Below are 22305 nucleotides of genomic sequence, written 5' to 3'. Positions count from 1 at the left end.
CAAATGGTTATTCCATAAACAAATACACTTTAAACTAGCAATTTTTCAGCAAACCACTCTTTTTAAAATTATTTTTATGCTGCAAGCTGTATTTAACTTAAACATATTTACGAGAAAGATAATAAAAAAAGACTTTAGTCTTTTCATCATCCTGAGCACTGTAGCATTGAGCAGTTGTCAGCTGATTTCCCCCATGATCACCAACTATAACGGTGTACGGCGTGATGTAGCGGCCTATATCAACTCAAATCTACTCTTTAGCCTAAAAGACCGAGAGATACTGGTCAACTATGCCAAAGGACAACAACAAATACTAACCGCAGATCGCTTAAGTCCAACAGCACAGCAAAACTTAGCTTTAGAAAGAGCCGAAGGACGCTACTGTGCAAGTCAGCACATCTCTTTAAAAAAACTCAATTTAGTCGATCATCAAATTTTTGCATTGCCCGAACATCAAGCCAACTGGCAACACATTCAGAACTTACAGATGCAGATCAATTTAACGCCCGAAAACATGAACTGCGAGGGAAAATTTTAGAAGATAAAATATATCAGTAGTCACAGCTTTGCTTTAAATATCGAAATAACAGTACAACAAACCACAAAGCCACTTCAGAAATAACCAGTCAATAAAAACAGTTTTACAGCCTTTATTTCCCACAAAAAAAAAGATCATGCTGAGAGCATGATCTATAAAAATGGTGGCTATGACGAGACTTGAACTTGTGACCCCCGCATTATGAGTGCGGTGCTCTAACCAACTGAGCTACATAGCCGTAAACTGTGCGCGCATTATGTGGTGTTCTCACCAGTACGTCAAGTACCTTGCGCGCTTAATTGATCAAAATTTGTTGAAGTGAGCCGATAAGCCGGGTTCTGTCGAGAACGATCATTCCTCTAGGCGTACAATCACTCATACGCTCAAGCGACCTACCCGGATCCTGCATGGGCCATGCCTAAAGGATCCCTATTTGGTCTTGCTTCCGGTGGGGTTTACCATGCCATGAACTGTTACCAGCCATGCGGTGCGCTCTTACCGCACCCTTTCACCCTTACCTCCGATTTCGATTACTCGAAACCATAATGAAGGCGGTCTACTCTCTGCTGCACTTTCCGTCGGCTCACGCCGCCCAGGCGTTACCTGGCACCTTGCCCTATGAAGCCCGGACTTTCCTCCCCTGCTTCAATCACGGAGATCTCCACAGCAGCGATCGTCTGGCTCACTTCGAGGCGCATAGTATCAAATCTTAGACTTAATTGCTTGCGCTTTTTTGAGCAATCAGCTTTTTATATTTATCCATGAGCTCATCTTCAGTTTCCGCATGATTAGGATCAAGCGGAATACAATCCACTGGACAGAACAATTGACACTGGGGTTTATCATAGTGTCCGATACACTCTGTACATAAGTCTGGATTGATTTCATAAATCAGCTCCCCCATGAAGATGGCTTCATTGGGGCACACAGGTTCACAAACATCACAATTGATGCATTCATCGGTTATATATAAAGACACTCTACCAACCTTGTTGATGTTTACGCTCAAAAGCTGCAACCACAGCTTGTGGTACAAACTTGGTCACATCACCTTTTAAACGTGCTATTTCACGAATCAACGTCGATGAAATAAATGAATACTGCTCTGACGGCGTTAAAAACACCGCCTCAAAGTGTGAATCAAGTTGACGGTTCATATTAGCTAACTGGAACTCGTATTCAAAGTCAGACACTGCACGCAATCCTCGCAGCACAGCCGTTGCCTTTTGTTCACGGAAGAAATTCACCAACAAACCATCAAAACCTACAAACTCAACATTATCAAGATGGCTTAATGATGCTTTGGCCAAGCTCACACGCTCTTCTAAACTAAAGACAGGGTTTTTATGATGACCAATGGCAATGGCAACCACCACTTCATCAAACATACGTGATGCACGTGTGACCAAATCAATATGACCATTGGTAATTGGATCAAAAGTCCCCGGATAAATGACGCGAGTTTTAGACATCCATTTTTACTCTGTTGATTTTGTAGAGCCATATTTTAGCAAAAACTTGTTTTATAGGTGAAGAAACTCCATAAATTTGAAAAAACTTCACCTTAACCCTGCTTTAAGGCACAATAGGTACATTGTTGGAAGTAATTGATTATGGCGAAAGCAACTGTAGTTAAAAAAAATACCAGTGGGACGATTGCACAAAATAAACGTGCACGTCACGACTATTTTATTGAAGAAAAATTTGAAGCTGGCCTGTCACTGCAAGGTTGGGAAGTGAAATCGCTACGTGCAGGTCGTATGACGTTGTCTGAGAGTTATATTACCTTTAAAAATGGCGAAGCTTTCCTGTTCGGTGCTCAAATTCAGCCTTTACTCAGTGCATCTACGCACATTGTTCCTGAAGCGACCCGTACCCGTAAGTTACTGTTGAACCGTCGTGAACTGGATAAGTTACTCGGTGCAGTGAATCAAAAAGGTTATTCATGCGTTCCGCTTGTTGCTTATTGGAAAGGGCCACGTGCGAAATTAGAAATTGCTTTAGTGAAAGGCAAACAGCTACATGACAAACGTGCCACGGAAAAAGACCGTGACTGGCAACGCGATAAAGCCCGCATTATGCATAAGTAAGAAAAAACCTCCCATGTGGAGGTTTTTTCTTATTGGAACTGTTAATAATCCGCTTTTAGCTCGACCAAATATTTTCCGAACTTTCGAGCAGTTTCCAAGTCGCCTTCGGGTGGGGTTATTTCAACACTGGCATTGTCTGACTGAGTCATCAAACCTAAAAAGCTCGACATCCGATTAATATCGTGTTGGCTACGTCCCGTCGGCATAAACGGTAAACCTGCCCACAACATACCATGTTGCATTGCAAATAGATTAATCTGTTGTAATACCGCCAGTTTATCGCCACTTAAGCCACCACCATTGGTAAAGCCTGCAGCTAATTTTCCTTGCCAAGCCCGTGCTAACCAACGCTTAGAGGAATCTTCCATAAACTGTTTTAGTGCCGCTGTGAGACTCCCCATATAGGTTGGGCAACCCATTACAATAATATCGGCCTGATCTAACAAGTCCCATTGTACTGCAGCAACAGAAATCAAATGCACGTCAGCACCCGCCTGCTCTGCACCTTGTGCAATATACTGAGCGACTTTCGCCGTATGACCATAGGCGCTATGATAAACCACACACACATGAACAGGTGCAACAGAAACAAGATCAGGTACAGACATGGAAATTTTTAAGAGCAAAGAATTGAGTTAAGTTTAACACTTCCACTCGCTGAGTGGGGAGTAAGTACAAGGATTAAAACAGCCAAGCACTTGATCACACGCCAAAACTATTGCATAAAGACAAAAGTCGCCATACGCCCAGTTTTGGCATGACGTCGATAAGAATAGTACTCATCCGACTGGCTAAAGGAACACTGATCACCGCCAGAGACTACTTCAACACCGTGCTGTTTTAGAATGAATTTTGCGATTGCATATAAGTCAGCATAATACTTTCCAGCTTGCTCACCTGTTTGAAATGCAGATTCAAGCGCAGCATATTTTGAGCAAAAAGCATCTTTAACTTCAGCGCCAATTTCAAAACATGATTGGCTAATAGCTGCACCCAACCAAGCCCATGTCGGCTGAGTGTTCATACTGGCAATGGTATTTTCAATAATGCCATGCGCCAACCCACGCCAACCTGCATGTAAGTTCCCAACCTCGGTACCGTCAGCATTGCCTAAAACTACGGGTAAACAATCTGCAGTCATCATCATCAGGGCATGGTTTGCTCGCTGTGTCACCAAACCATCCCCTTCTTGAGCATCAAAGTCAATTTGCTCATTCACTACACGGCATATAGTGCTGTGAGTTTGCGTCATCCATGTGATTTTATCGACCCCATAGCCTGCAAACTCTTCAAGCAAAATCATACGATGCTGTTGCACCCGTGCGGCATCATCCTGTACATGCAAAGCCAAATTAAAACCTTGCAATTCAGTTTGAGTGGTCTCTAAAGCACGATCATGATGCACACGGGTTTGTCCCACAAAAACACCTGCCGGAAGTCCTTGAACAAATTGCATATACTGTCCTTATGATGATTCAGCTATAAATCAGTAAGCTTTATTTTCCGTGCGTAGTACATCGACCAAGGTCGCCAAGTCTGCTGGCCACGGCGCTTTAAACAGCATTTCTTCCCCTGTACGAGGATGTTTCAAACCGAGCTCTGCTGCATGTAACGCTTGGCGTCTGAAACCACGTAAAGTCTCATCTAAAAGCTCCGATGCACCTGCAGGCACACGTACACGTGGCATATACACAGGATCACCAACTAAACCAAAACCAATATAACTAAAATGCACACGAATTTGATGCGTACGTCCAGTTTCAAGACGGGCTTGGATACGGGTGAAATGTTGGAAGCGCTCTTTCACGTTATAGTGTGTTACTGCATCTTTACCACCTGGCAGTACCGCCATTTTGACACGATCCACAGGGTGACGCTTAATCGGTTCATCCACCGTACCACCCGCAATTACATTGCCATATACAATTAAGTCATATACGCGATAGACCGACTTTTTAGCCAACTGCTTGCTCAGTGAAAATTGTGCTTCTAAGTTTTTTGCAACGACCAACAAACCAGACGTATCTTTATCAATCCGATGTACCAAGCCCGCACGAGTCAGTTCTGACGATTTTGGATAGTGATGTAACAATGCATTGACCAAGGTCCCTGATGAATTTCCAGCACCTGGATGCACCACCATACCAACGGGTTTATTCACGACAATAATGTCATCATCTTCATAGACGATATCCAGTGGAATATCTTCAGGCAGGCTACGAGTTTGTGCTTCTAGTTCAACTTCAAGGGTTAACAGTTCAAATCCTTCACATTTATATTTAGGTTTGACACTGTTACCATTTACCAACAAATGGCCTTCTTTCAGCCACTGTTTGAGCTTTTCACGCGAAAAGTCGCTCCAAATCAGTGCTGCAACTTGGTCTATACGCTGTCCGAGATAAGATTCATCCAGTTGAAATTGCAACGATAAACGTGTTGCAGTAGAGCTTGAAGTATGGTTATCTGCATCCTCAGAATCTTCAAGTAAATTGAAATCAGTTTCAGGGAAATTTGGATCGGAAGATTGTGCTTGAGTCATTTGATCATTCAAACAAAAGTGATTTAATAGTGCAATTGTAGCTCATTGCCCGCATTAACAGAGGAATTTTTATGTCGCTACCACATTATAAAATGACAATGCTTGCTCTTACGGTTGGCATTGCATCGGCAATGGTAGGCTGTAGCAGCAATCCCAAGAAAGAAGTGGTAGATACCGGTCCACAATCGAGTGAACAGGTTTATATTCAAAAAGCAGAAACAGCACTAAAAAGTGGTCAATATACCGACGCTGCGAAACACCTTGAAGCCATAGATACATACTATCCAACAGGCGAATACGCACAACAAGCACAACTTGAATTGCTCTATGTGAAATTCCAGCAGAAAGATTATGAAGGCACCATTGCACTGGCTGACCGTTTTATTCGTTTAAACCCTCAACATCCAAACGTGGACTATGCCTACTATGTACGTGGTGTAGCCAATATGGAGCAAAACTATGATGGTTTACTACGCTATACCTCTTTAAAGCAGTCACACCGTGACGTGAGTTATTTGAAAGTTGCTTATCAAAACTTTGTAGATTTCATTCGTCGCTATCCTTCAAGCACTTATGCGGTAGATGCAGCTCAGCGTATGAAGTTTATCAGCAATGAATTGGCTGAAAGTGAAATGAATGCAGCACGCTTTAATATCAAACGTAAAGCATGGGTTGCAGCATTAGAGCGTTCGCAATGGGTGATTGAACATTATCCTCAAAGCCCGCAAATACCTGAAGCTTTAGCGACAGTGGCATACTCTTATACGCAATTGGGCGATAAACAAACCGCTCAACAGTACATTGATGTACTCAAACTGAATTATCCAAATTTAGTAAAATCAAATGGTGAAGTAAACTTACGCGCAGCACGTAAAGAAGCAAGTTGGATCAACCGTGCAACTCTAGGTGTGTTTGGTCGTGAAGAGCAAAATAGTTCTGAGCAAAAAATTGAACAACCGAAAGAAATGACTGAGCGCAGTTTTACCAACCGCATCAGCTTCGGTTTACTCGACCGTCCTAAAACACCAGACAACGCAAGCACTGGAGCTGAATAATTCATTTGAAATATTCGCTATTTTACAAAGGGCAAGTTATCATACTTGCCCTTTTGTTTTATGCTGTTTTCGCTTGATCAAAACGCTCAAAAGGTATACAAAACAATTTAACTTTGATGGTTTTTTGCATTTTTAAAGCATCCATCTCTCTATTTTTTCACGTTTCTAAAGACTTCAGCGATTGACGACTCGACATGGCTATTCCTCAACATACTATTGATCAAATTCTAGATCGGACCGACATTGTCGACCTGATTGGTCAACGGGTGAAACTTAAAAAGTCAGGTCGTACCTATTCAGGTTGTTGTCCATTCCATCAGGAAAAATCACCATCTTTTCACGTTTACCGTGACAAACAGTATTTTCACTGTTTTGGTTGTCAGGCCAATGGAAATGCCATTCGTTTTTTAATGGACATCGACAGTCGTAGTTTTATAGATGTGATGAAGGATTTGTCGAGTCAAACAGGCATCGAACTGCCTAAAGACAATCGTGACTCGAAAAAACTGGTATATAAACGCGAAGCCAAACCTGTCGAACAACCCAAAGTAGAAGCGACGGAAGCTAAGGTTGAACGTACTCCTGCACAAGCCGAATTTCAGGTTGAACATGATCCATTTGCTGAATTTCAGTCCATGGACTACCAAGAGAGCTATGCAGATTTTGAAGCTTTTGAGGGCTTTAACACCGCCCCTGTTCAAGAAGGTAATTTATACGACCTATTAGAAAATATTGCACAGTACTATGAACAACAACTCCCACATAGTCGTACCGCACAGCAGTATTTTAAACAACGTGGACTCAGTCGAGATACTATTGCATATTGGCGTTTAGGCTATGCCCCTGAAGACTGGCAACACTTAGAAAAAGCCTTCCCGCAAGATATCGAAGGCTTAAAGCTACTCGGATTGATTCGTACTAGTGACAGTGGACGGGACTTTGACTTACTCCGTGACCGCGTCATCTTCCCGATTCGTGATGCCAAAGGTCGTGTAGTGGGCTTCGGTGGTCGTGCCCTGAATGACGAAATCAAACCCAAATACATCAACTCACCAGACTCTGAGGTATTTCATAAAAACCAGTTACTTTATGGTTTATATGAAGGTCGCAAACAAAAGGCTCAAGACTGGCTAATGGTCGAAGGCTATATGGATGTGATTGCGCTACAGCAGTATGGCATCGCAGGTGCCGTGGCGACTTTAGGGACTGCCAGTAACACCGAACATTTAAATATTCTGTTTAAGCAAAACAACCGTATTACCATCGCCTTCGATGGTGACTTGGCAGGACAAAAAGCAGCACGTCGTACTTTAGAAATCGCGTTGCCTTTACTCAATGATGGTCGTGAACTGAAGTTTTTTGTTTTACCGAGTGATCATGATCCTGATTCATTGATCCGTCGTGAAGGTATTGAAAACTTTAATAAACTATTGCAACAAGCTCCTCTACTTTCAGACTTTGTTTTTGCCCACCTGACGCAGAACCATGACATCAGTAGTCCTGAAGGCAAAAGTCAGGTCATGAGTGAGTTGCGTCAACTGACAGATTTATTGCCAAAAACAGGCTCTTTCCGTTATTTATTGAATCAATCCTTTAAAGAAAAACTCGGTTTTGGTCGCCGTTGGACACCTCAAGTTAGCAACGACGCCTCGTTGTCATTTAATATTCGCACCAAAGATGAAGACTTCGCTCTCGCCGTTCTGATCCATCATCCGTTTTTGTATATTCACTTTGAAACCTTGCGCGCTTATCTACCTGAAGATGAACTTTTGGCACATGTGCTACAAGTCTTGGATACTATTTTTGATGATCTGCCTGATGATCAAGAACTGGCAACCTATTATGTTTTGGGTGCGTGTAGCCGTTATGCCAATGCAATTGCCGATATTATGCAGCGCACCAATATTGAAGTGCTGACCAAAACACCTGAAATGGCCGATAAACTGGCCAGCGAATATGCTCTCTCGCTTGAAGAAAAATATTTGCGCCAAAAACTAAAAGCGCCTTTAAGCCTAGTTGAATCACGTAATCTACGTCAAAAGCTAAATGAATTGACCAAAAAAATAGGCTTAAGACTAATTACTTAAACCTATTAGATTTTTATATTTTGATTTACTTTTTAGTTTTACGTCGTTTAGCAAAAGTCTCATTTAAACAATTTTGCATATGTTCAAAATAACTTGGATCTTCAGCTTTAGCTGCTTCACGTAGCATAATCGAGGTTGGATGCAGTAATTTCTGTGTCAGACGATGTGCAAAATCCTGCATCACCTGTTCTGCTTGTTCCCCTTTTGCAATACGAGCTAATGCGAGTTGTAATTCTTCTTGTCTTAACTGTTCACCTTGCTCGCGATAGGCATGAATGGTTTCGCCTGCTAGATTGACTTTTTGCTGTGTCACCAACTCCGTTGCCAGTTGATTCACCATCACCTCAGCTTCAACCGCCGCCTGGCGACGCTGAGCAAGGTTTTCATCAATCACCGATTGCAAGTCATCCACGCCATATAAATAGACGCCATCCAAACTTTCAACTTTCGGGTCTATATCACGCGGAACAGCCAAATCCACCATTAACATTTGTTGATAACGACGCTTTTTTAAGGCCGCCTTCACATCTGGATAATGAATGACTTGATGCAAGCTTCCCGTACAACTAGAAATGACATCTGCGCGTGAAAGATTGTTCGCCAGTTGATCAAACTCAATAATTTCAACATCTACCCGATGTGCAATTTCCTGAGCCAAACTTTCAGCCCGCTCACGGGTACGGTTACAAATCAGGATTTTTGCGACTCCCATTTCAGCCAAATGCTTTGCCACCAAACTATTCATTTCACCCGCAGCAACCACCATGACCGTCAACTTTTCAGGTTTACTAAAAACTTGCAAAGCAAGCTGAGCAACAGCATAACCCATGGATACAGCATGACTGCCAACGGCTGTTTCCGAGCGCACACGCTTCGCTGCATAAAAAGCATATTCAAAAATTCGGTTTAAGTGCGGGGAAACGGTATGTGCCGATTTAGCGAGCGACAGTGCAGATTTAACCTGTCCCAAAATTTGCGGCTCACCAAGCATAAGTGAGTCTAAACCACTTGCAACACGCATTAAGTGTGTCACGGCCTGCGCATTTTCATAACGATATACATGATTCAACAGTTGTTTAACATCTATACCATTTGCTTGGGCGAGCCAGTTTAATACCATATCTGAGTTTTCAGACATAGCATACACTTCTGTTCTGTTACACGTAGACACCACCACCATTTCATTTAAGTCATGGTTTTGGCCTTGTTGCTCAAGCAGTTGCGTTAACTTTTCAGGGTTAAATGCAATTTGTTCACGCAACTCTACGGAGGCGGTTTGATGGTTGACACCCAATGCAAAGAAAGACATATCAGATCATCATTTCGCTAAATTTATGCTATTGTGCAATAACGGTGTCATAAAAAGCATACTTGGATCAAGAAAAATTGCGTCAAACACATTGCCGACTGAGCGGCGCGAGAATTAAGCAATATTCTACCACATTCTTACTCGTCGGTAGCATGGCATCTAGTGCTCATCTTAGAGCAGCTGGAGAATTTTCGCTATCTAATTATGATGCAATTCAACAAAGTATGATTGCCGAATTTGCACTGGCCTACCAAGATAATGCAACGGCATTGCATAATTATACGGTCCTTGCAATTAAAAGTAATTCCACGACCATTAAACAACGCGCTTTAAATATTGCCCTTGAACAAAATGACTTACGTGCCGCACTCGACATTGCGACGCATTGGGTGGTGCAAGAACCCACTGACGTTCCTGCATTATTTTATCTATCCCACATTGCACTGAAAGCGCATGAATATGAGCTTGCTGCTGAAACATTAGACAAAATTCTCAATATCGACGCAAATGCCGATTTGGAACAAATTTTTGCAGGAATTGCCCCAGAAGAACCTGAAGATCAAGAGGTCTTAATTCAAGCCTTGCGTTCAAGTAAAGAGCGCAACAATCCCTCTATTTTAGCTCTGATTTCAGGTTTAGAAGCGCAAAATGGGCAGCTTGAACAAGCACTAATCACAATCAATAAAGCCCTAAAAAAGCGTGGTCGTGTTACAGGCTATATTCTTATGAAAGCCAATTTACTCAGTGCTCTGGGTCTAGAGGAAGAAACGCGTAATTGGTATGCAAAATCGAGTCGTAAGCATCGTGACAATGTCGAAGTTCGCTTAGCAGAAGCTAAATACTTAATTAAAGTAAATGCTTCCAATGAAGCCTTAGGCAAACTTGAAAGTCTTATTAAAAAGTGGCCTGATAATGAAGATGCCTTATTTATTGCCGGTTTAACCAGTATTGACCTAAAACAGTACGAAAAAGCAGAAAAATATTTGGTTGAACTACGGAATTCAGCCGAATATCAAAATGAAGCCTACTACTACCTTGCTGTAAATGCTGAACGAAAGCAACACTTTGAAACAGCAAAGGCCTACTATCGTTTAGTCGATGGTAGCTTGTATACGGTGTCACGTCGTAGCCTCATCAGCATTTATAGTGAACAAAATAAACTCAATGACGCACTGCGTTTTTTAACCCAAGAACGGGTCAATTATCCGCAACATGCAAGTTTTTTGTATCAAGCACAAGCCGATATATTAAAGCGTATGAATAACAAAGCTGATGCTATGCGTCTATTGGATGAAGCGATTAAAAACATACCAGATGACCCTGAGCTGGTCTATTCTGAAGTGCTGATGCTAGATGCACATACAGACAAGGAAAAACTTGAAAAACTGCTCAATCAACTTTTAAGCATTGAGCCCAATAGCCCGACATACTTAAATGCATACGCTTACACTTTAGCATTACAAAACAGACGCTTAGATGATGCTCGAAGATTTGTTGAACACGCTTTAGAGTATGCACCTGAGCAAGCTTCCATCTTAGATACTCTAGGCTTTATTTGTTATTTACAAAATGACTTTAGCACCTCAGCCAGAGTCTTAGAAAAAGCCTACATTCTCAGTGGCAGTGTCAATATTGGAGTGCGTTATGCACGTTCTGTATATATGTTAGGTGATCTGCAAAAATTCTCTACGGTGTTACAACAACTCAAACAAAAACATCCAAATGATCCTCAATTGGATCAACTCAATACTTTATTGTTACCCCAACAACTGAAAAAGAGCTCATAGTTTTTATGCGTATTTTCTCAAATCTGAGTTTAAGCCTACTTGCTGCAAGTAGCTTGGCACTAACAGGCTGTCAACAATTTACCAAACCGCAGCTTGATCCAAACACCATACAAACCGAAACAGATCAACAATTTAGCTTACAAGGTAAAATTGGGGTACGTACACCTGAACAAACAGGTAGTGCTTTTTTTACCTGGGTACAACAGCAACAAGAGTTTGATATTGAACTGAGTGGCATTTTAGGTGTGGGTAAAACACAAATTACAGGCCGTCCGGGTGAAGTCAGCCTCAATAGTGCTAAAACTGGGTTGATTCAAGCAGAAACACCCGAAGAACTCTTAAAAATAGCCACAGGTTGGCAAGCACCGATCACCCATTTGGTCAATTGGGTTCAAGCCAAACCTGCGACAGTTCAGGCTCAAATAAAAAGAGATGCTGAAAAACGTGCAACTCAAATTGTTGAAGATGGCTGGAACGTGGAACTGAGCTATAACGAGCAAGCTAAAATGCCAAATCGGTTGATTTTAAAACAAGCACTTGAAAATGGTGCAGAAAACCGTATTACAATGGTCATTCAAAACCGTTAATTTGCTTCGTTATGATCCGTGTCCCAGCTCCATCAAAACTGAATTTGTTTTTGCACATTACAGGTCGACGTGAAAACGGCTACCACGAGTTGCAAAGTATTTTCCAACTGGTCGATTTATGTGATTGGTTAGAATTTGAGTCTCGTCCGGATCAACAGATTTATATTGAAGGCTTAAACAGTGTCGATTTGAATCAAAATTTGATTTATAAAGCGACGCAGATACTTAAACCGTATGCACAAACACCTACGGGTTTATCTATTCATCTTGAAAAAAATATTCCAATGGGTGCAGGCTTAGGTGGAGGTTCATCGGATGCTGCAACGACATTAATCGTGGTCAATCAACTGTGGCAGTGCGGACTCAATACTGAACAATTAGCAGACTTAGCCGTTCAGTTGGGTGCGGACGTTCCCATCTTTGTACATGGCTTAAATGCATGGGCTGAAGGCATCGGTGAACACTTAACATTCATAGACTTAGATCAAAAACAATACATTGTGTTAAAACCTGACTGTTTTATCAGCACTCAACTGCTTTTTTCACAAAAAACGTTGACAAGAAACACGAAGAGCTCTACATTTTGCGCCTATCAGTTAAAGCCGTCTGATTTTGGAAATAATTTTGAGCCTTTGGCAAGAAGTTTATATCCAGAAGTAGATGAAGCGATGCAATATCTCGACCAGTTCGGTGTTGCAAAACTTACAGGTACAGGTGCTTGTGTTTTTACTGAAGTAACGAATGATATAAACATTGATGATGTTCTGGCAAATGCACCATGTAAAGCTTACTTGGTCAATAGTTTGAACGAGTCACCAATGCGACATTTCAAAGTTACCTGATAGGGGTATCGCCAAGTGGTAAGGCACCGGTTTTTGATATCGGCATCCGTTGGTTCGAATCCAGCTACCCCTGCCATTTATTTCACCTGTAGATGACTGTACTAGGGGTATCGCCAAGTGGTAAGGCACCGGTTTTTGATATCGGCATCCGTTGGTTCGAATCCAGCTACCCCTGCCATTTTACAGTGATCAAATTTAGGGGTATCGCCAAGTGGTAAGGCACCGGTTTTTGATATCGGCATCCGTTGGTTCGAATCCAGCTACCCCTGCCATTTTCTAAAAAAGACAGAGCATCACTTTGCTATTTGACTGTTAATTTACCTTGACAAAAAGACGCAAAAATATTAAAGTTCTGCCGCATTAGGGGTATCGCCAAGTGGTAAGGCACCGGTTTTTGATATCGGCATCCGTTGGTTCGAATCCAGCTACCCCTGCCATCTAATTTCCAAATTGCCAACCGCCAAGGGTGCTTCATGCCCAATCTTGTCGTTTTTAGTGGATCTGCACATCCACAATTCGCCCAAAAAGTCGTAAGCCACCTGCACATCCCTCTAGGTGCTGCATCTGTAGGTCAATTTTCTGACGGTGAAATTGCTGTCGAAATTACTGAAAATGTTCGTGGTAAAGACGTATTTATCGTACAGCCTACTTGCGCCCCAACGAATGATAACCTTATGGAAATCCTCGTCATGGCCGATGCTTTGCGTCGTGCAAGTGCTGGCCGTATTACCGCAGTGATTCCTTATTTCGGTTATGCGCGTCAAGATCGTCGTCCTCGTTCATCACGTGTTCCAATTACTGCAAAAGTTGTCGCAGATATGCTGACAACTGTAGGAATTGACCGTGTGGTAATGATCGACCTTCACGCTGACCAAATCCAAGGTTTCTTCGATATCCCTGTAGACAACATCTACGGTACACCAGCGCTTTTAGCTGACCTTCGTCAACAATCACATGATAACCTCATGGTGGTTTCTCCAGACGTTGGTGGTGTCGTTCGTGCCCGTGCTGTTGCTAAACAAATGGGCGATATTGACCTTGCTATCATCGACAAACGTCGTCAAAAGGCAAATGAATCACAAGTCATGCACTTGATTGGTGATGTTAAAGGCCGTGACTGCGTGATCGTAGATGACATGGTGGATACTGCTGGTACGTTATGTAAAGCTGCTGATGCATTGAAAACATTTGGTGCGCGCAAAGTGGTTGCTTATGCAACTCACCCTGTTTTATCAGGTAAGGCTATCGAAAACTTGAAAAATTCTGTGATTGATGAATTGGTTGTTACAGACACCATTCCTCTTTCTGAAGAAGCTCAAGCTCTTGGTAAGATTCGCCAAGTTTCAGTTGCGAGTATGGTTGCTGAAACAATTCGTCGTATTAACAACGAAGAATCTATTAGCGCAATGTTTGATTCTTATCTATAATATAGCGCTGAATTTTAAAAGCCCTGCTATGTGCAGGGCTTTGTCTCACTAGGTCGGTCGCAGATCTAGTTTATTTAAAACTTAAATTAAGGATGTCTATCATGGCAAACTTCGTATTAAACGCTCAAGCGCGTGAAGCAGCTAACCAAGGGAAAGGTGCGAGCCGCCGCCTTCGTCATGCTGCTCAAGTTCCAGCAATCATCTACGGTGGTGCTGCTGAACCTGTAGCTGTTACTTTAGAACTTCGTGAGCTTGTTAAAGCTTTAGAAAGCAATGCTTTCTTCGAAGAAGTTGTTGAAATCAAAGTTGGCGATAAAGTTGAAAGCGTTAAAATCAAAGCGTTACAACGTCACCCAGCTAAAAACACACCTATGCACGCTGACTTCGTTCGCGCATAAGTGTTATTGGTGTAATTAGTGTCAAATATTTCACTGATTGTTGGTTTGGGCAACCCAGGTTCTGAGTATGCCCAAACCCGCCATAATGCAGGCTTTTGGTTTGTTGAACGCCTTGCAGAACAATATGGCATTACGCTAAAAAAAGACCCAAAATTCAATGGAATGAGTGGGCGTGGTAATATCGAAGGTCAAGACGTCCGTCTGTTATTACCCACAACCTTTATGAACCTTGTTGGTAAAAGTGTTGTTCCCTTCGCAAAATTCTACAATATTGCTCCAGAAGCAATACTGATTGCTCACGATGAACTCGATATGAACCCTGGTGTCATTCGCCTAAAAACAGGTGGTGGTCATGGTGGACATAATGGTTTACGTGACATAGTTCCTCATATCGGCCCAAACTTCCATCGCTTACGCATTGGAATTGGCCATCCAGGCTCAAAAGAACGTGTTTCAGGACATGTCCTGAGCAAAGCACCAAGCAATGAACAAAATTTAATGGATGACGCAATCCATCACGCATTAGCTCGCACTAAAATGCTAGTGAATGGTGAGATTCAGCCAGCCATGAATCAAATCAATGCTTACAAACCGAACTGATAAGTCAAAAATTTGTTGAACGCTACTGCTTGCCATAGTGTCTTTTTAAAGGCAAAATGCGCTTGCCTGATTGCTTATCCAGCAAGTTCAGTTTGATTTAACCATAAGATAACGATCTTAGGTCCACTCAGGAGACGCTCGTCATGCTATCTCGTTTATTAAAAGCAAAAATCCACCGTTGTGTTGTTACTCAAGCTGAACTCCATTATGAAGGTTCATGTGCAATTGACGGTCTTTTATTGGATTTAGCCGGTATCCGCGAATATGAAGAAATTCACATGTGGAACGTGACAAATGGTAAGCGTTTCAGTACCTATGCAATTCGTGGTGAAGAAGGTTCTGGCATCATTTCAGTCAATGGTGGCGCAGCACATCAAGCTGATGTAGGCGACCTAATGATTATCGCGACCTTTGGTGATTTTACAGAAGCTGAAGCAAATGCACATAAACCACGCTTGGTTTATGCAAATCCAGATAACACTGTAAGTCACATGGCAAACTGTATTCCAGTACAAGTGGCTTAAACCCAATAGATTTAAAAAAATCCGCTGCGTGCGGATTTTTTTATCATCAGAATCATACCATTGTATCAAGTTGAATCAGGACGAAACCCGCTCAGCCAATCCTGTTTACTCTCACAACCTAAATCTTGTAGCTGATTACCTTTCAATGCCGTAAGTATCGCATTGCCCTGCTCATCGACTTTAAACTCAGCATATTCTGCCTGCTGATAACAATCGGCTAAACCTTCTGCAAATAAAAAACTTCTCGATGCAGGATAAAGCTGGTTATAACGATTATTCGGGTTTTGTAAAATCAGTCGGGCTGTCCGAACATTTTTAGGCGAATCAAAATAGCTATGGATCACGCGCCTATGTGCATCGAGTTCAACATAAGTGAGCACCGAAGACTTGTTGTTAATCACTTCATCAAAATAATGACCTGAAAAAATCTGATCTTCTTGATTGATGTTGGCTTGGTTGTTACTTTCTGGGTTTGAATGCTGTGGCGCAAAATAAAGTTGATAATTTAATGCCATATAATCACCCTGAATAATCGAACGCGGGTCTACAGGTTGCAAACGCACATATATGCTTTGACTATGGTTTATGTGCCATTCATTTTTAAAGATTAAGCCTAAAAATACTGCGATGCTAAGTAGTGCCAAAACAAGAGGAATCATTTTTTTCATACCCCAAACTCCTCTTTTTGCTTAAATATAGTCAAGCTCAATGTCAGTAAGAGCAACATCAGCCCTGACAAAAACATGCTTAAACTTTTAATCAGAAAGGTCACATCAAGGGAATAATATAAAAACCCTAAAATTACAGCGAAAGTTGCCAGTGCAAATCCATAGATCACTTTATCTTGTGTTTTTAATGCCCATGAAATGATGGCCAAACAAATAAAAATATCGAAATAGCCATAAAAAATCAGTCCTGTTGCGAAAGCAACCAAAATGAAGTGCGCAAATAAATGAAACTGCTTTTGAATATGTAAAAAGACAAAAAGTACAAACCATAAAATCGGCAGACCAAAAGCCAATATCGGAATGTGCTCAATTTTCGCTAATTCATATTTTCCAAATAAAGTATAAAAGCCCATGGAAAATAGAATAATCCCTAGTGTCGCAAGCAATACACTACGTTGATATTCAGTTGGCTGTATGAATTTTATGGCTAGAATTCCCAGATAAACAACATAATTCCAAAGCGCTAAATAGACAAAATTCTCAACAATATTACGCCAACTGAGATGTGCATTAATATCCCAAATACACGCCACACCTGCTGCATATAAACCCAAAATTTGAACAAAAACAAAGAACCAATGTGTACGCATAAAATAGGCGAGTGCAAGCATCACCAATTGTAAAAATAGAATAGGTATAATTTGATTCATCAAATCAACGGTGTGAAAAATCACCGCAATTTGCCCTGCAACCCAGAGACAATAAGCAAATTGTCTTAAAAACAAACTTTGTTTAGCTTTCAACAAATAAGCTGCCAAAGCTACAAAGACAATACCCATAATTAAAGAGAAATTCCCCCAAAAGGTCAGCATCAACGTAGCAAAGACGATGCCCGCAATCCAAGCTCCTACCGCAAGTGGAATAGCATTGAAGCGACTATGTGGAATAAATTTAATCAACAGATAAGTGATAGAAGCAAACCACGCAAAAATAATCAGTGCGATAAAAAATAATTCAAAAATTTCATTCTGACCAAACCACTCCGTCACCGCTTTCACAATGACCAAGGTAAAGCTAATGCCCAAGCCAACGGCTGAAAGTGCGCTACATAGCTGATCTTTATTTTGATAATAGTAAGCCAGTGAAATGCCCAACAAGAGAAAAGACACGATGAAATAAAGAATGTTTTTATCTGCATAGAGATACATCGCCATATGCCAAACCGAGAGAATGGCAAACCACAGCAAGAATAAATAACGGAGTTTCGAATAATATTTATTGCAGAGATAGAATTGAATCAGTGCAAATACATGAATACTGATTAAGAAAAGATCTGGATATTGATCTCCCCAAAAGGTTTGAATAAAAAACAGAAACAATGCCAATTGGCTGGTAATACATAAAAGGAAAAACATCCCGATATTCGGACGATATAACCACGGTAAAAGCAGCACAGACCAAAGTAGAAATAATAAATAGCTGTCAGCACCCGTTTGATAAATTTGACCAATCACAGCCAAGCTTAAACCAATCATCAAACCACAGATACTATGTAAACACTGCACTAGAAAATCATGTTTTGTCAGCCACAGGCTAAAAACCGCACTGAGGAATAACAACAACTGAGGAATAGCCAGTTGAATATTCTTTGGCAACATAAACCAATTGGCAGCAACCAAATACAACATACTGACCGCAATCAGTGTAAAACCAAAAACTTGAAGATGCTTTACAAAGGATTCAGCATTCCAAGGATAATCGTATTGTTGAATTTTAATCAATCCTAACCCCTCACTCTTATTTTTATCTTGATCATTTCAAATCATTCAATCTGTAAAAAACGTCTTATTCATGTTTATGGTTCTTCTCAAGTATTCATTTTTAAACATTAAACTCATACTAAGTGAAATCATACACAGAGAGTGTTGGTCTTTAGCAAACCAATAACATAAACAACCCTATAGCAAAAATTGTTCTATGTATAAAACTGATCATTCTAAAACTCCCCCTTTTTTTATAAATATTTAGCACTATAATGGAGTTACATCGCTTCAGGGCGGGGTGCAATTCCCCACCGGTGGTAAGTTCAGTTGAATAACTCAGACTGAATCAGCCCACGAGCTAGCCAAGCAGAAATCATCTGTTTGGCTCGCAGATTTGGTTCAATTCCAAAGCCGACGGTATAGTCCGGATGAAAGAAGACGACGTGACCAATAGAATCTCAGGTGCAAACCTGTGAGGATTTATTGCTACGCCAATTTTTCAAAGTCCTGAAATGTTCAACCGTACTTTAATTTTACGCGAGCGTTTCAATGTCTAGTTTGATTCAACCCGAAATTTTCTTTTCAGCCCTTTCTCCAGCTGAACAACGTATCCAACAAGCTTTAGAAGATATCCGCCAAGGTAAACCTGTTTTGGTGATGGATGACTTTGACCGTGAAAACGAAGCCGACCTGATTGTGGCTGCCGAAACTCTCACTGTCGAAACAATGGCACGTATGATTCGTGATGGTTCTGGCATTGTCTGTTTATGTCTGACCGATGAATTGGCCGATCACTTAGAGCTTGTGCCTATGGTGTCAGATAACTCGAGTCAGTTTAAAACAGCATTCACTGTAACGATTGAAGCTGCAACTGGCGTGACTACTGGTGTGTCTGCACAAGACCGCACTACCACAGTCAAAGCCGCGATTAAGGATGGGGCTATTGCCAGCGACTTAAACCGCCCCGGTCATGTATTCCCACTTCGTGCACGCCAAGGCGGTGTGCTCACCCGTCGTGGTCATACCGAAGGGACAATTGATTTAGCACGTTTAGCAGGCTTGAAGCCAGCAGGTGTCTTGTGTGAACTGACCAATGCCGATGGAACTATGGCCTCAGGCATTCAAGTGTTGGCTTATGCACAAACGCATCAGTTGACCGTGATCACCATTGAGGAATTGGTGCAGTATCGCATTAAACACGGAGTTTGATTGTTAAGCTCCCAATCAAAAAGCCTCCGTGTTGGAGGCTTTTTGATGCAGTACCATCAACATCAAGCAAAGACAGTATAAATACCATAGAGCGCAATGCTGACCAATATCGCGCCACAAACACCTAACAGCTTATTGTACAAAGCGGACTGTGAGAGTTTATTAAAACCCAAATAAACCAAAGACAAGGTGCTGAAGTCTAAAATAATCCAGAGAATGGTCAATAGTACAAGGCTGACATCGACATCGCTGGTAACCCCGATGAACTGTGGGAAAAATGAAGCAAAGAAAATAATATCTTTCGGATTGGAAATACCCACCAAGAAACCTTGCTTAAAACCTCCCTGTACCGCAGTTAACTGCACAGGTGCAGTATCAGGTTCTTGCGCAACAGCTTCTTTTAAAATTTGAAAGCCTAAATAGGCAATATATAAGCAGCCTAAAACTTTAATGGCATTTAGCCAATGCTCTGCAATATTTAAAAAGCCTTTTAAAATCAGCACTGACAAAACAATAAGGACTAAAGAGGCTAAGTTCGTCCCAAAAATGGTTTTTAAGGCTTGTTTATATCCACCTTTTAGACCTGCACTGGCAACCAGTAACATCACTGGGCCAGGTGTTGCAATCATGACCACCACAGCCATACAGTACAGCATGAGTTCAAATACATTTACCATCTAAAAATCCTTTCCCCCAGCCCACGCTCACATACTCTATTTCAGTGACATGAGTATTTTTTTTATACAAAAACAAAGAGGACTTATTCGTCCTCTTCGGTATGGATGAGATGTTGCCGAATGGCATCAGCGCGTAAAAAAGCCAAATCATAACTGGCTGTCGCAAGGGCAAGAACACGGCGTTCAAATTCTTGCCAAAGTGGTTTCACTTGCTGTGCCTGAATACCTAAACCACTCTCTTCTGTAAAACTCTTATTCTTTTCACACACTTTCAAAGCATGATAAAGCTTACGTCCTTTTGATGCATCGGGACGCAAACGAACACGTTTGGATAAAACAAAAGCTTCGGCCTGCTGTACATCTGCAAATGGCAACATCGGTACTAAAATTTGATCTAGTTGTGCATCTAAGCGTTGCCAAACTGAACTATGCTGCTCCGAAGTGTAGGTATTCCACTGAATTACCTCATGATTAAAACGACGGCAGCCACGACACACAGAATCACCAAATACCGTTGAACAACGCCCTGCACATGGGGTCAAAGAGGCAATTCGACGATCTGTACTCAAAACATACTCCTGATAAGCAATCTACCAAAACAAAATAGATTTTGTCTTAGGCAACTGAATATACACGCTCACCTACAACTTGAGAAGCCATTTAAAATGTTTACTTATCTCGCATCTTGATTGAATTCCATGTAAAATGTGGGCCTTAAAATTATCTATCAAAATACATTGGAGTACTCCATGAACGCTACTGTAGAACAGCTTGCACCTGTAGAACAGCAAGCGACGACTGGTTGGGTTGTTGCCGCACTTTATCAATTCAAAGAAGTTCAAGATCCTGCTGATCTGCAACAACGTCTTTTAGACTTGGTAAAAACCATCAACCTATGTGGTACTCTGATTGTTGCTGGCGAAGGTATTAACGGTACGGTTGCTGGTAATCGTGCTTCGATTAACACTATTCATCAATTCCTTCTAAATGAAGGTTTCAACGATATGGAATACAAAGAGTCTGACAGTGCAGACAAACCATTTCGTAAGATGAAAATCAAACTTAAAAAAGAAATCGTCACTTTAGGTGTGGAAGTTAAACCACGCGATTTAGTCGGTCACTACCTTGATCCGAAAGAGTGGAATGAACTGATTGCGCGCGATGATGTCATTTTGGTCGATACCCGTAATGACTATGAATATAAAGCAGGAACGTTCAAAGGTGCCATTGACCCGAAAACGGAAACCTTCCGCGAATTCCCTGATTATGTAAAACAAAACTTAGAACAGCATAAAGATAAAAAAATTGCGATGTTCTGTACAGGCGGTATCCGCTGTGAAAAATCTACATCACTACTTCTTCAAGAAGGTTTCAATGAGGTTTACCACCTTAAAGGCGGGATCTTAAAGTACTTAGAAGAAACCCCTGCTGAGGAAAGCATGTGGGAAGGTGAATGTTTCGTATTTGATGGTCGTACAGCTGTCACACATGGTGTCGAAGAAGGTCTAAACATTAAATGCCATGCTTGTGGTTGGCCACTTCTTCCAGTAGAAGCTGAAGAAACCAGTTATGAACACGGCGTATCATGCAAATACTGCATTGATAAAACCACTGAAAAACAAAAAGAAGGCTTCCGTATGCGCCAGTCACAAATTGCAGCAGCAAAACGTAAACGCCTTTGATCATTTGCTCGCTTTATCCAAATAAGCCCTCATTTGAGGGCTTATTTTTTTATATAGTTCACGTTTTTAAAATTATTTAACAATTTTGTCATGGCGTTCTGATAAATCTAATTCATACTGTACAAATAATAACCTAAAGTGGTGTACTAAAAGTCTCCACATAACAATAAAAATGACGTTCCTAAACGACGAAACATAGGATAATTGCTATGCATAAAATGATCCTTTCGCGCCATCGCGATCTAATTCGTAATGCTGCAGCCAACCGTATTGAACAATATCACCATACCAGTTTCAATCAGATTAAGGCCAAGCTTGAACAACGTACACATTTGTTTATTGTGGTTTTGGGCATGTTGATTGGTTCAAGTATCTCACTTGGGATTGGCTATCACTTAGACTCAACGATCTTCAATTATGGGCTACTCATTCTCATTCCGATTGTATTCGCTTACACTTTACGCAAAGTATATATTCACACCCTGACACATACGCGTTTTGATGAATAGCAAAACAATACATT

General features: G+C 41.3%; 24 protein-coding genes, 5 tRNA genes, 1 other RNA gene and 1 riboswitch. Of the genes, 18 read left to right on the top strand and 12 right to left on the bottom strand.

The window, feature by feature from the left end; genetic code table 11:
- Positions 1-193: 193 nt before the first annotated feature.
- Positions 194-538, top strand: a complete 345-nt coding sequence (locus ACZ8ZH_RS04060; RefSeq protein ID WP_228199387.1) for a hypothetical protein — start codon at positions 194-196, stop codon at positions 536-538.
- Between the two features lie 161 nt (positions 539-699).
- On the opposite strand, the gene ACZ8ZH_RS04055 is transcribed toward ACZ8ZH_RS04060, so the two are convergent.
- The 4 genes from ACZ8ZH_RS04055 to coaD form a co-directional block, all read right to left on the bottom strand.
- A tRNA-Met gene (locus tag ACZ8ZH_RS04055) sits at positions 700-776 on the bottom strand.
- A 73-nt stretch (positions 777-849) separates the two neighbouring features.
- Positions 850-1227: RNase P RNA component class A (gene rnpB / locus ACZ8ZH_RS04050), an RNA gene on the bottom strand.
- A 26-nt stretch (positions 1228-1253) separates the two neighbouring features.
- Positions 1254-1517: a YfhL family 4Fe-4S dicluster ferredoxin gene (locus ACZ8ZH_RS04045; protein ID WP_004695536.1), complete on the bottom strand. Its 264-nt coding sequence runs from the start codon at positions 1515-1517 to the stop codon at positions 1254-1256.
- 1 nt (position 1518) lies between these two features.
- Positions 1519-2010, bottom strand: a complete 492-nt coding sequence (gene coaD, locus ACZ8ZH_RS04040) for a pantetheine-phosphate adenylyltransferase (protein ID WP_058870092.1) — start codon at positions 2008-2010, stop codon at positions 1519-1521.
- 141 nt (positions 2011-2151) lie between these two features.
- Between coaD and smpB the strand changes: the two genes are divergently transcribed.
- Positions 2152-2628 carry an SsrA-binding protein SmpB gene (smpB, locus tag ACZ8ZH_RS04035; RefSeq protein WP_004695532.1) on the top strand — a complete coding sequence of 159 codons (477 nt, stop codon included), beginning with the start codon at positions 2152-2154 and terminating at the stop codon, positions 2626-2628.
- A gap of 41 nt (positions 2629-2669) precedes the next feature.
- On the opposite strand, the gene ACZ8ZH_RS04030 is transcribed toward smpB, so the two are convergent.
- From ACZ8ZH_RS04030 to rluD, 3 genes are all read right to left on the bottom strand, one after another.
- Positions 2670-3236: a flavodoxin family protein gene (locus tag ACZ8ZH_RS04030; protein WP_058870093.1), complete on the bottom strand. Its 567-nt coding sequence runs from the start codon at positions 3234-3236 to the stop codon at positions 2670-2672.
- Between the two features lie 107 nt (positions 3237-3343).
- On the bottom strand, positions 3344-4084 hold the full coding sequence (pgeF, locus tag ACZ8ZH_RS04025) for a peptidoglycan editing factor PgeF (RefSeq protein ID WP_086208092.1): 741 nt from the start codon (positions 4082-4084) through the stop codon (positions 3344-3346).
- Positions 4085-4114: 30 nt separating this feature from the next.
- A complete protein-coding gene (gene rluD, locus ACZ8ZH_RS04020) occupies positions 4115-5167 on the bottom strand; it encodes a 23S rRNA pseudouridine(1911/1915/1917) synthase RluD (RefSeq protein WP_086208093.1) in 1053 nt (350 codons plus the stop codon).
- 71 nt (positions 5168-5238) lie between these two features.
- Here rluD and ACZ8ZH_RS04015 point away from each other — a divergent pair, with 71 nt between their 5' ends.
- Both ACZ8ZH_RS04015 and ACZ8ZH_RS04010 read left to right on the top strand, forming a co-directional pair.
- Complete coding sequence (locus tag ACZ8ZH_RS04015) at positions 5239-6222, top strand: outer membrane protein assembly factor BamD (RefSeq protein WP_086208094.1); 984 nt, start codon at positions 5239-5241, stop codon at positions 6220-6222.
- 194 nt (positions 6223-6416) lie between these two features.
- The gene (locus tag ACZ8ZH_RS04010; RefSeq protein WP_119063154.1) at positions 6417-8309 is read left to right on the top strand and encodes a DNA primase; all 1893 of its coding nucleotides are present in this window, start codon (positions 6417-6419) and stop codon (positions 8307-8309) included.
- Positions 8310-8334: 25 nt separating this feature from the next.
- On the opposite strand, the gene hemA is transcribed toward ACZ8ZH_RS04010, so the two are convergent.
- Complete coding sequence (gene hemA / locus ACZ8ZH_RS04005; protein ID WP_119063155.1) at positions 8335-9618, bottom strand: glutamyl-tRNA reductase; 1284 nt, start codon at positions 9616-9618, stop codon at positions 8335-8337.
- A gap of 77 nt (positions 9619-9695) precedes the next feature.
- Between hemA and ACZ8ZH_RS04000 the strand changes: the two genes are divergently transcribed.
- From ACZ8ZH_RS04000 to panD, 11 genes are all read left to right on the top strand, one after another.
- On the top strand, positions 9696-11405 hold the full coding sequence (locus ACZ8ZH_RS04000) for a tetratricopeptide repeat protein (protein WP_119063219.1): 1710 nt from the start codon (positions 9696-9698) through the stop codon (positions 11403-11405).
- A gap of 5 nt (positions 11406-11410) precedes the next feature.
- Positions 11411-11992: a lipoprotein insertase outer membrane protein LolB gene (lolB, locus tag ACZ8ZH_RS03995; protein WP_086208097.1), complete on the top strand. Its 582-nt coding sequence runs from the start codon at positions 11411-11413 to the stop codon at positions 11990-11992.
- Between the two features lie 11 nt (positions 11993-12003).
- Positions 12004-12834 (top strand): 4-(cytidine 5'-diphospho)-2-C-methyl-D-erythritol kinase, encoded by an 831-nt coding sequence (gene ispE, locus ACZ8ZH_RS03990; protein WP_086208098.1) that lies wholly within the window; start codon positions 12004-12006, stop codon positions 12832-12834.
- A gap of 1 nt (position 12835) precedes the next feature.
- A tRNA-Gln gene (locus ACZ8ZH_RS03985) sits at positions 12836-12910 on the top strand.
- Positions 12911-12937: 27 nt separating this feature from the next.
- Positions 12938-13012 (top strand) — tRNA-Gln (locus tag ACZ8ZH_RS03980).
- Between the two features lie 19 nt (positions 13013-13031).
- Positions 13032-13106: transfer RNA gene (locus ACZ8ZH_RS03975), tRNA-Gln, on the top strand.
- A gap of 90 nt (positions 13107-13196) precedes the next feature.
- Positions 13197-13271: transfer RNA gene (locus tag ACZ8ZH_RS03970), tRNA-Gln, on the top strand.
- A 36-nt stretch (positions 13272-13307) separates the two neighbouring features.
- Positions 13308-14261: a ribose-phosphate pyrophosphokinase gene (locus ACZ8ZH_RS03965; protein ID WP_086208099.1), complete on the top strand. Its 954-nt coding sequence runs from the start codon at positions 13308-13310 to the stop codon at positions 14259-14261.
- A gap of 101 nt (positions 14262-14362) precedes the next feature.
- Positions 14363-14659: a 50S ribosomal protein L25 gene (rplY, locus tag ACZ8ZH_RS03960; protein ID WP_058870099.1), complete on the top strand. Its 297-nt coding sequence runs from the start codon at positions 14363-14365 to the stop codon at positions 14657-14659.
- Between the two features lie 18 nt (positions 14660-14677).
- A complete protein-coding gene (gene pth, locus ACZ8ZH_RS03955) occupies positions 14678-15259 on the top strand; it encodes an aminoacyl-tRNA hydrolase (RefSeq protein WP_004695508.1) in 582 nt (193 codons plus the stop codon).
- 143 nt (positions 15260-15402) lie between these two features.
- Positions 15403-15783 carry an aspartate 1-decarboxylase gene (panD, locus tag ACZ8ZH_RS03950; protein ID WP_004695506.1) on the top strand — a complete coding sequence of 127 codons (381 nt, stop codon included), beginning with the start codon at positions 15403-15405 and terminating at the stop codon, positions 15781-15783.
- A gap of 65 nt (positions 15784-15848) precedes the next feature.
- Here panD and ACZ8ZH_RS03945 read toward each other — a convergent pair whose 3' ends face one another.
- Together ACZ8ZH_RS03945 and ACZ8ZH_RS03940 are read right to left on the bottom strand one after the other, a co-directional pair.
- Positions 15849-16451 carry a GDYXXLXY domain-containing protein gene (locus tag ACZ8ZH_RS03945; RefSeq protein ID WP_119063156.1) on the bottom strand — a complete coding sequence of 201 codons (603 nt, stop codon included), beginning with the start codon at positions 16449-16451 and terminating at the stop codon, positions 15849-15851.
- Positions 16448-18232: a DUF2157 domain-containing protein gene (locus ACZ8ZH_RS03940; protein WP_119063157.1), complete on the bottom strand. Its 1785-nt coding sequence runs from the start codon at positions 18230-18232 to the stop codon at positions 16448-16450. Before ACZ8ZH_RS03940 ends, ACZ8ZH_RS03945 begins: the two co-directional genes overlap by 4 nt.
- 263 nt (positions 18233-18495) lie before the next feature.
- Positions 18496-18658, top strand: a riboswitch (FMN riboswitch).
- A gap of 105 nt (positions 18659-18763) precedes the next feature.
- On the opposite strand from ACZ8ZH_RS03940, the gene ribB reads away from it, so the two are divergent.
- Positions 18764-19423 (top strand): 3,4-dihydroxy-2-butanone-4-phosphate synthase, encoded by a 660-nt coding sequence (gene ribB, locus ACZ8ZH_RS03935; protein ID WP_086208101.1) that lies wholly within the window; start codon positions 18764-18766, stop codon positions 19421-19423.
- Between the two features lie 62 nt (positions 19424-19485).
- On the opposite strand, the gene ACZ8ZH_RS03930 is transcribed toward ribB, so the two are convergent.
- Both ACZ8ZH_RS03930 and ACZ8ZH_RS03925 read right to left on the bottom strand, forming a co-directional pair.
- A complete protein-coding gene (locus ACZ8ZH_RS03930) occupies positions 19486-20100 on the bottom strand; it encodes a LysE family translocator (RefSeq protein ID WP_086208102.1) in 615 nt (204 codons plus the stop codon).
- Positions 20101-20183: 83 nt separating this feature from the next.
- The gene (locus tag ACZ8ZH_RS03925) at positions 20184-20669 is read right to left on the bottom strand and encodes a DUF1289 domain-containing protein (RefSeq protein WP_119063158.1); all 486 of its coding nucleotides are present in this window, start codon (positions 20667-20669) and stop codon (positions 20184-20186) included.
- A 180-nt stretch (positions 20670-20849) separates the two neighbouring features.
- On the opposite strand from ACZ8ZH_RS03925, the gene trhO reads away from it, so the two are divergent.
- Positions 20850-21782, top strand: coding sequence for an oxygen-dependent tRNA uridine(34) hydroxylase TrhO (gene trhO, locus ACZ8ZH_RS03920; protein ID WP_119063159.1), 933 nt, complete (start codon positions 20850-20852; stop codon positions 21780-21782).
- A 209-nt stretch (positions 21783-21991) separates the two neighbouring features.
- The gene (locus ACZ8ZH_RS03915; protein WP_086208105.1) at positions 21992-22291 is read left to right on the top strand and encodes a hypothetical protein; all 300 of its coding nucleotides are present in this window, start codon (positions 21992-21994) and stop codon (positions 22289-22291) included.
- The last annotated feature ends 14 nt before the right edge of the window (positions 22292-22305 follow it).

The sequence above is a fragment of the Acinetobacter sp. SW-226 genome (assembly GCF_055632855.1).
Note: the sequence above shows the minus strand (reverse complement) of the source record. Positions and strands in the feature narration are given on the sequence as shown.

Excerpts from the sequence above, each read along its gene's own strand:
- ACZ8ZH_RS04060 (WP_228199387.1), top strand. The coding sequence starts at position 194 with ATGATCACCAACTATAACGGTGTACGGCGTGATGTAGCGGCCTATATC.
- coaD (WP_058870092.1), bottom strand. The coding sequence starts at position 2,010 with ATGTCTAAAACTCGCGTCATTTATCCGGGGACTTTTGATCCAATTACC.
- smpB (WP_004695532.1), top strand. The coding sequence starts at position 2,152 with ATGGCGAAAGCAACTGTAGTTAAAAAAAATACCAGTGGGACGATTGCA.
- ACZ8ZH_RS04030 (WP_058870093.1), bottom strand. The coding sequence starts at position 3,236 with ATGTCTGTACCTGATCTTGTTTCTGTTGCACCTGTTCATGTGTGTGTG.
- pgeF (WP_086208092.1), bottom strand. The coding sequence starts at position 4,084 with ATGCAATTTGTTCAAGGACTTCCGGCAGGTGTTTTTGTGGGACAAACC.
- rluD (WP_086208093.1), bottom strand. The coding sequence starts at position 5,167 with ATGACTCAAGCACAATCTTCCGATCCAAATTTCCCTGAAACTGATTTC.
- ACZ8ZH_RS04015 (WP_086208094.1), top strand. The coding sequence starts at position 5,239 with ATGTCGCTACCACATTATAAAATGACAATGCTTGCTCTTACGGTTGGC.
- ACZ8ZH_RS04010 (WP_119063154.1), top strand. The coding sequence starts at position 6,417 with ATGGCTATTCCTCAACATACTATTGATCAAATTCTAGATCGGACCGAC.
- hemA (WP_119063155.1), bottom strand. The coding sequence starts at position 9,618 with ATGTCTTTCTTTGCATTGGGTGTCAACCATCAAACCGCCTCCGTAGAG.
- lolB (WP_086208097.1), top strand. The coding sequence starts at position 11,411 with ATGCGTATTTTCTCAAATCTGAGTTTAAGCCTACTTGCTGCAAGTAGC.
- ispE (WP_086208098.1), top strand. The coding sequence starts at position 12,004 with ATGATCCGTGTCCCAGCTCCATCAAAACTGAATTTGTTTTTGCACATT.
- ACZ8ZH_RS03965 (WP_086208099.1), top strand. The coding sequence starts at position 13,308 with ATGCCCAATCTTGTCGTTTTTAGTGGATCTGCACATCCACAATTCGCC.
- rplY (WP_058870099.1), top strand. The coding sequence starts at position 14,363 with ATGGCAAACTTCGTATTAAACGCTCAAGCGCGTGAAGCAGCTAACCAA.
- panD (WP_004695506.1), top strand. The coding sequence starts at position 15,403 with ATGCTATCTCGTTTATTAAAAGCAAAAATCCACCGTTGTGTTGTTACT.
- ACZ8ZH_RS03945 (WP_119063156.1), bottom strand. The coding sequence starts at position 16,451 with ATGAAAAAAATGATTCCTCTTGTTTTGGCACTACTTAGCATCGCAGTA.
- ribB (WP_086208101.1), top strand. The coding sequence starts at position 18,764 with ATGTCTAGTTTGATTCAACCCGAAATTTTCTTTTCAGCCCTTTCTCCA.
- ACZ8ZH_RS03930 (WP_086208102.1), bottom strand. The coding sequence starts at position 20,100 with ATGGTAAATGTATTTGAACTCATGCTGTACTGTATGGCTGTGGTGGTC.
- trhO (WP_119063159.1), top strand. The coding sequence starts at position 20,850 with ATGAACGCTACTGTAGAACAGCTTGCACCTGTAGAACAGCAAGCGACG.
- ACZ8ZH_RS03915 (WP_086208105.1), top strand. The coding sequence starts at position 21,992 with ATGCATAAAATGATCCTTTCGCGCCATCGCGATCTAATTCGTAATGCT.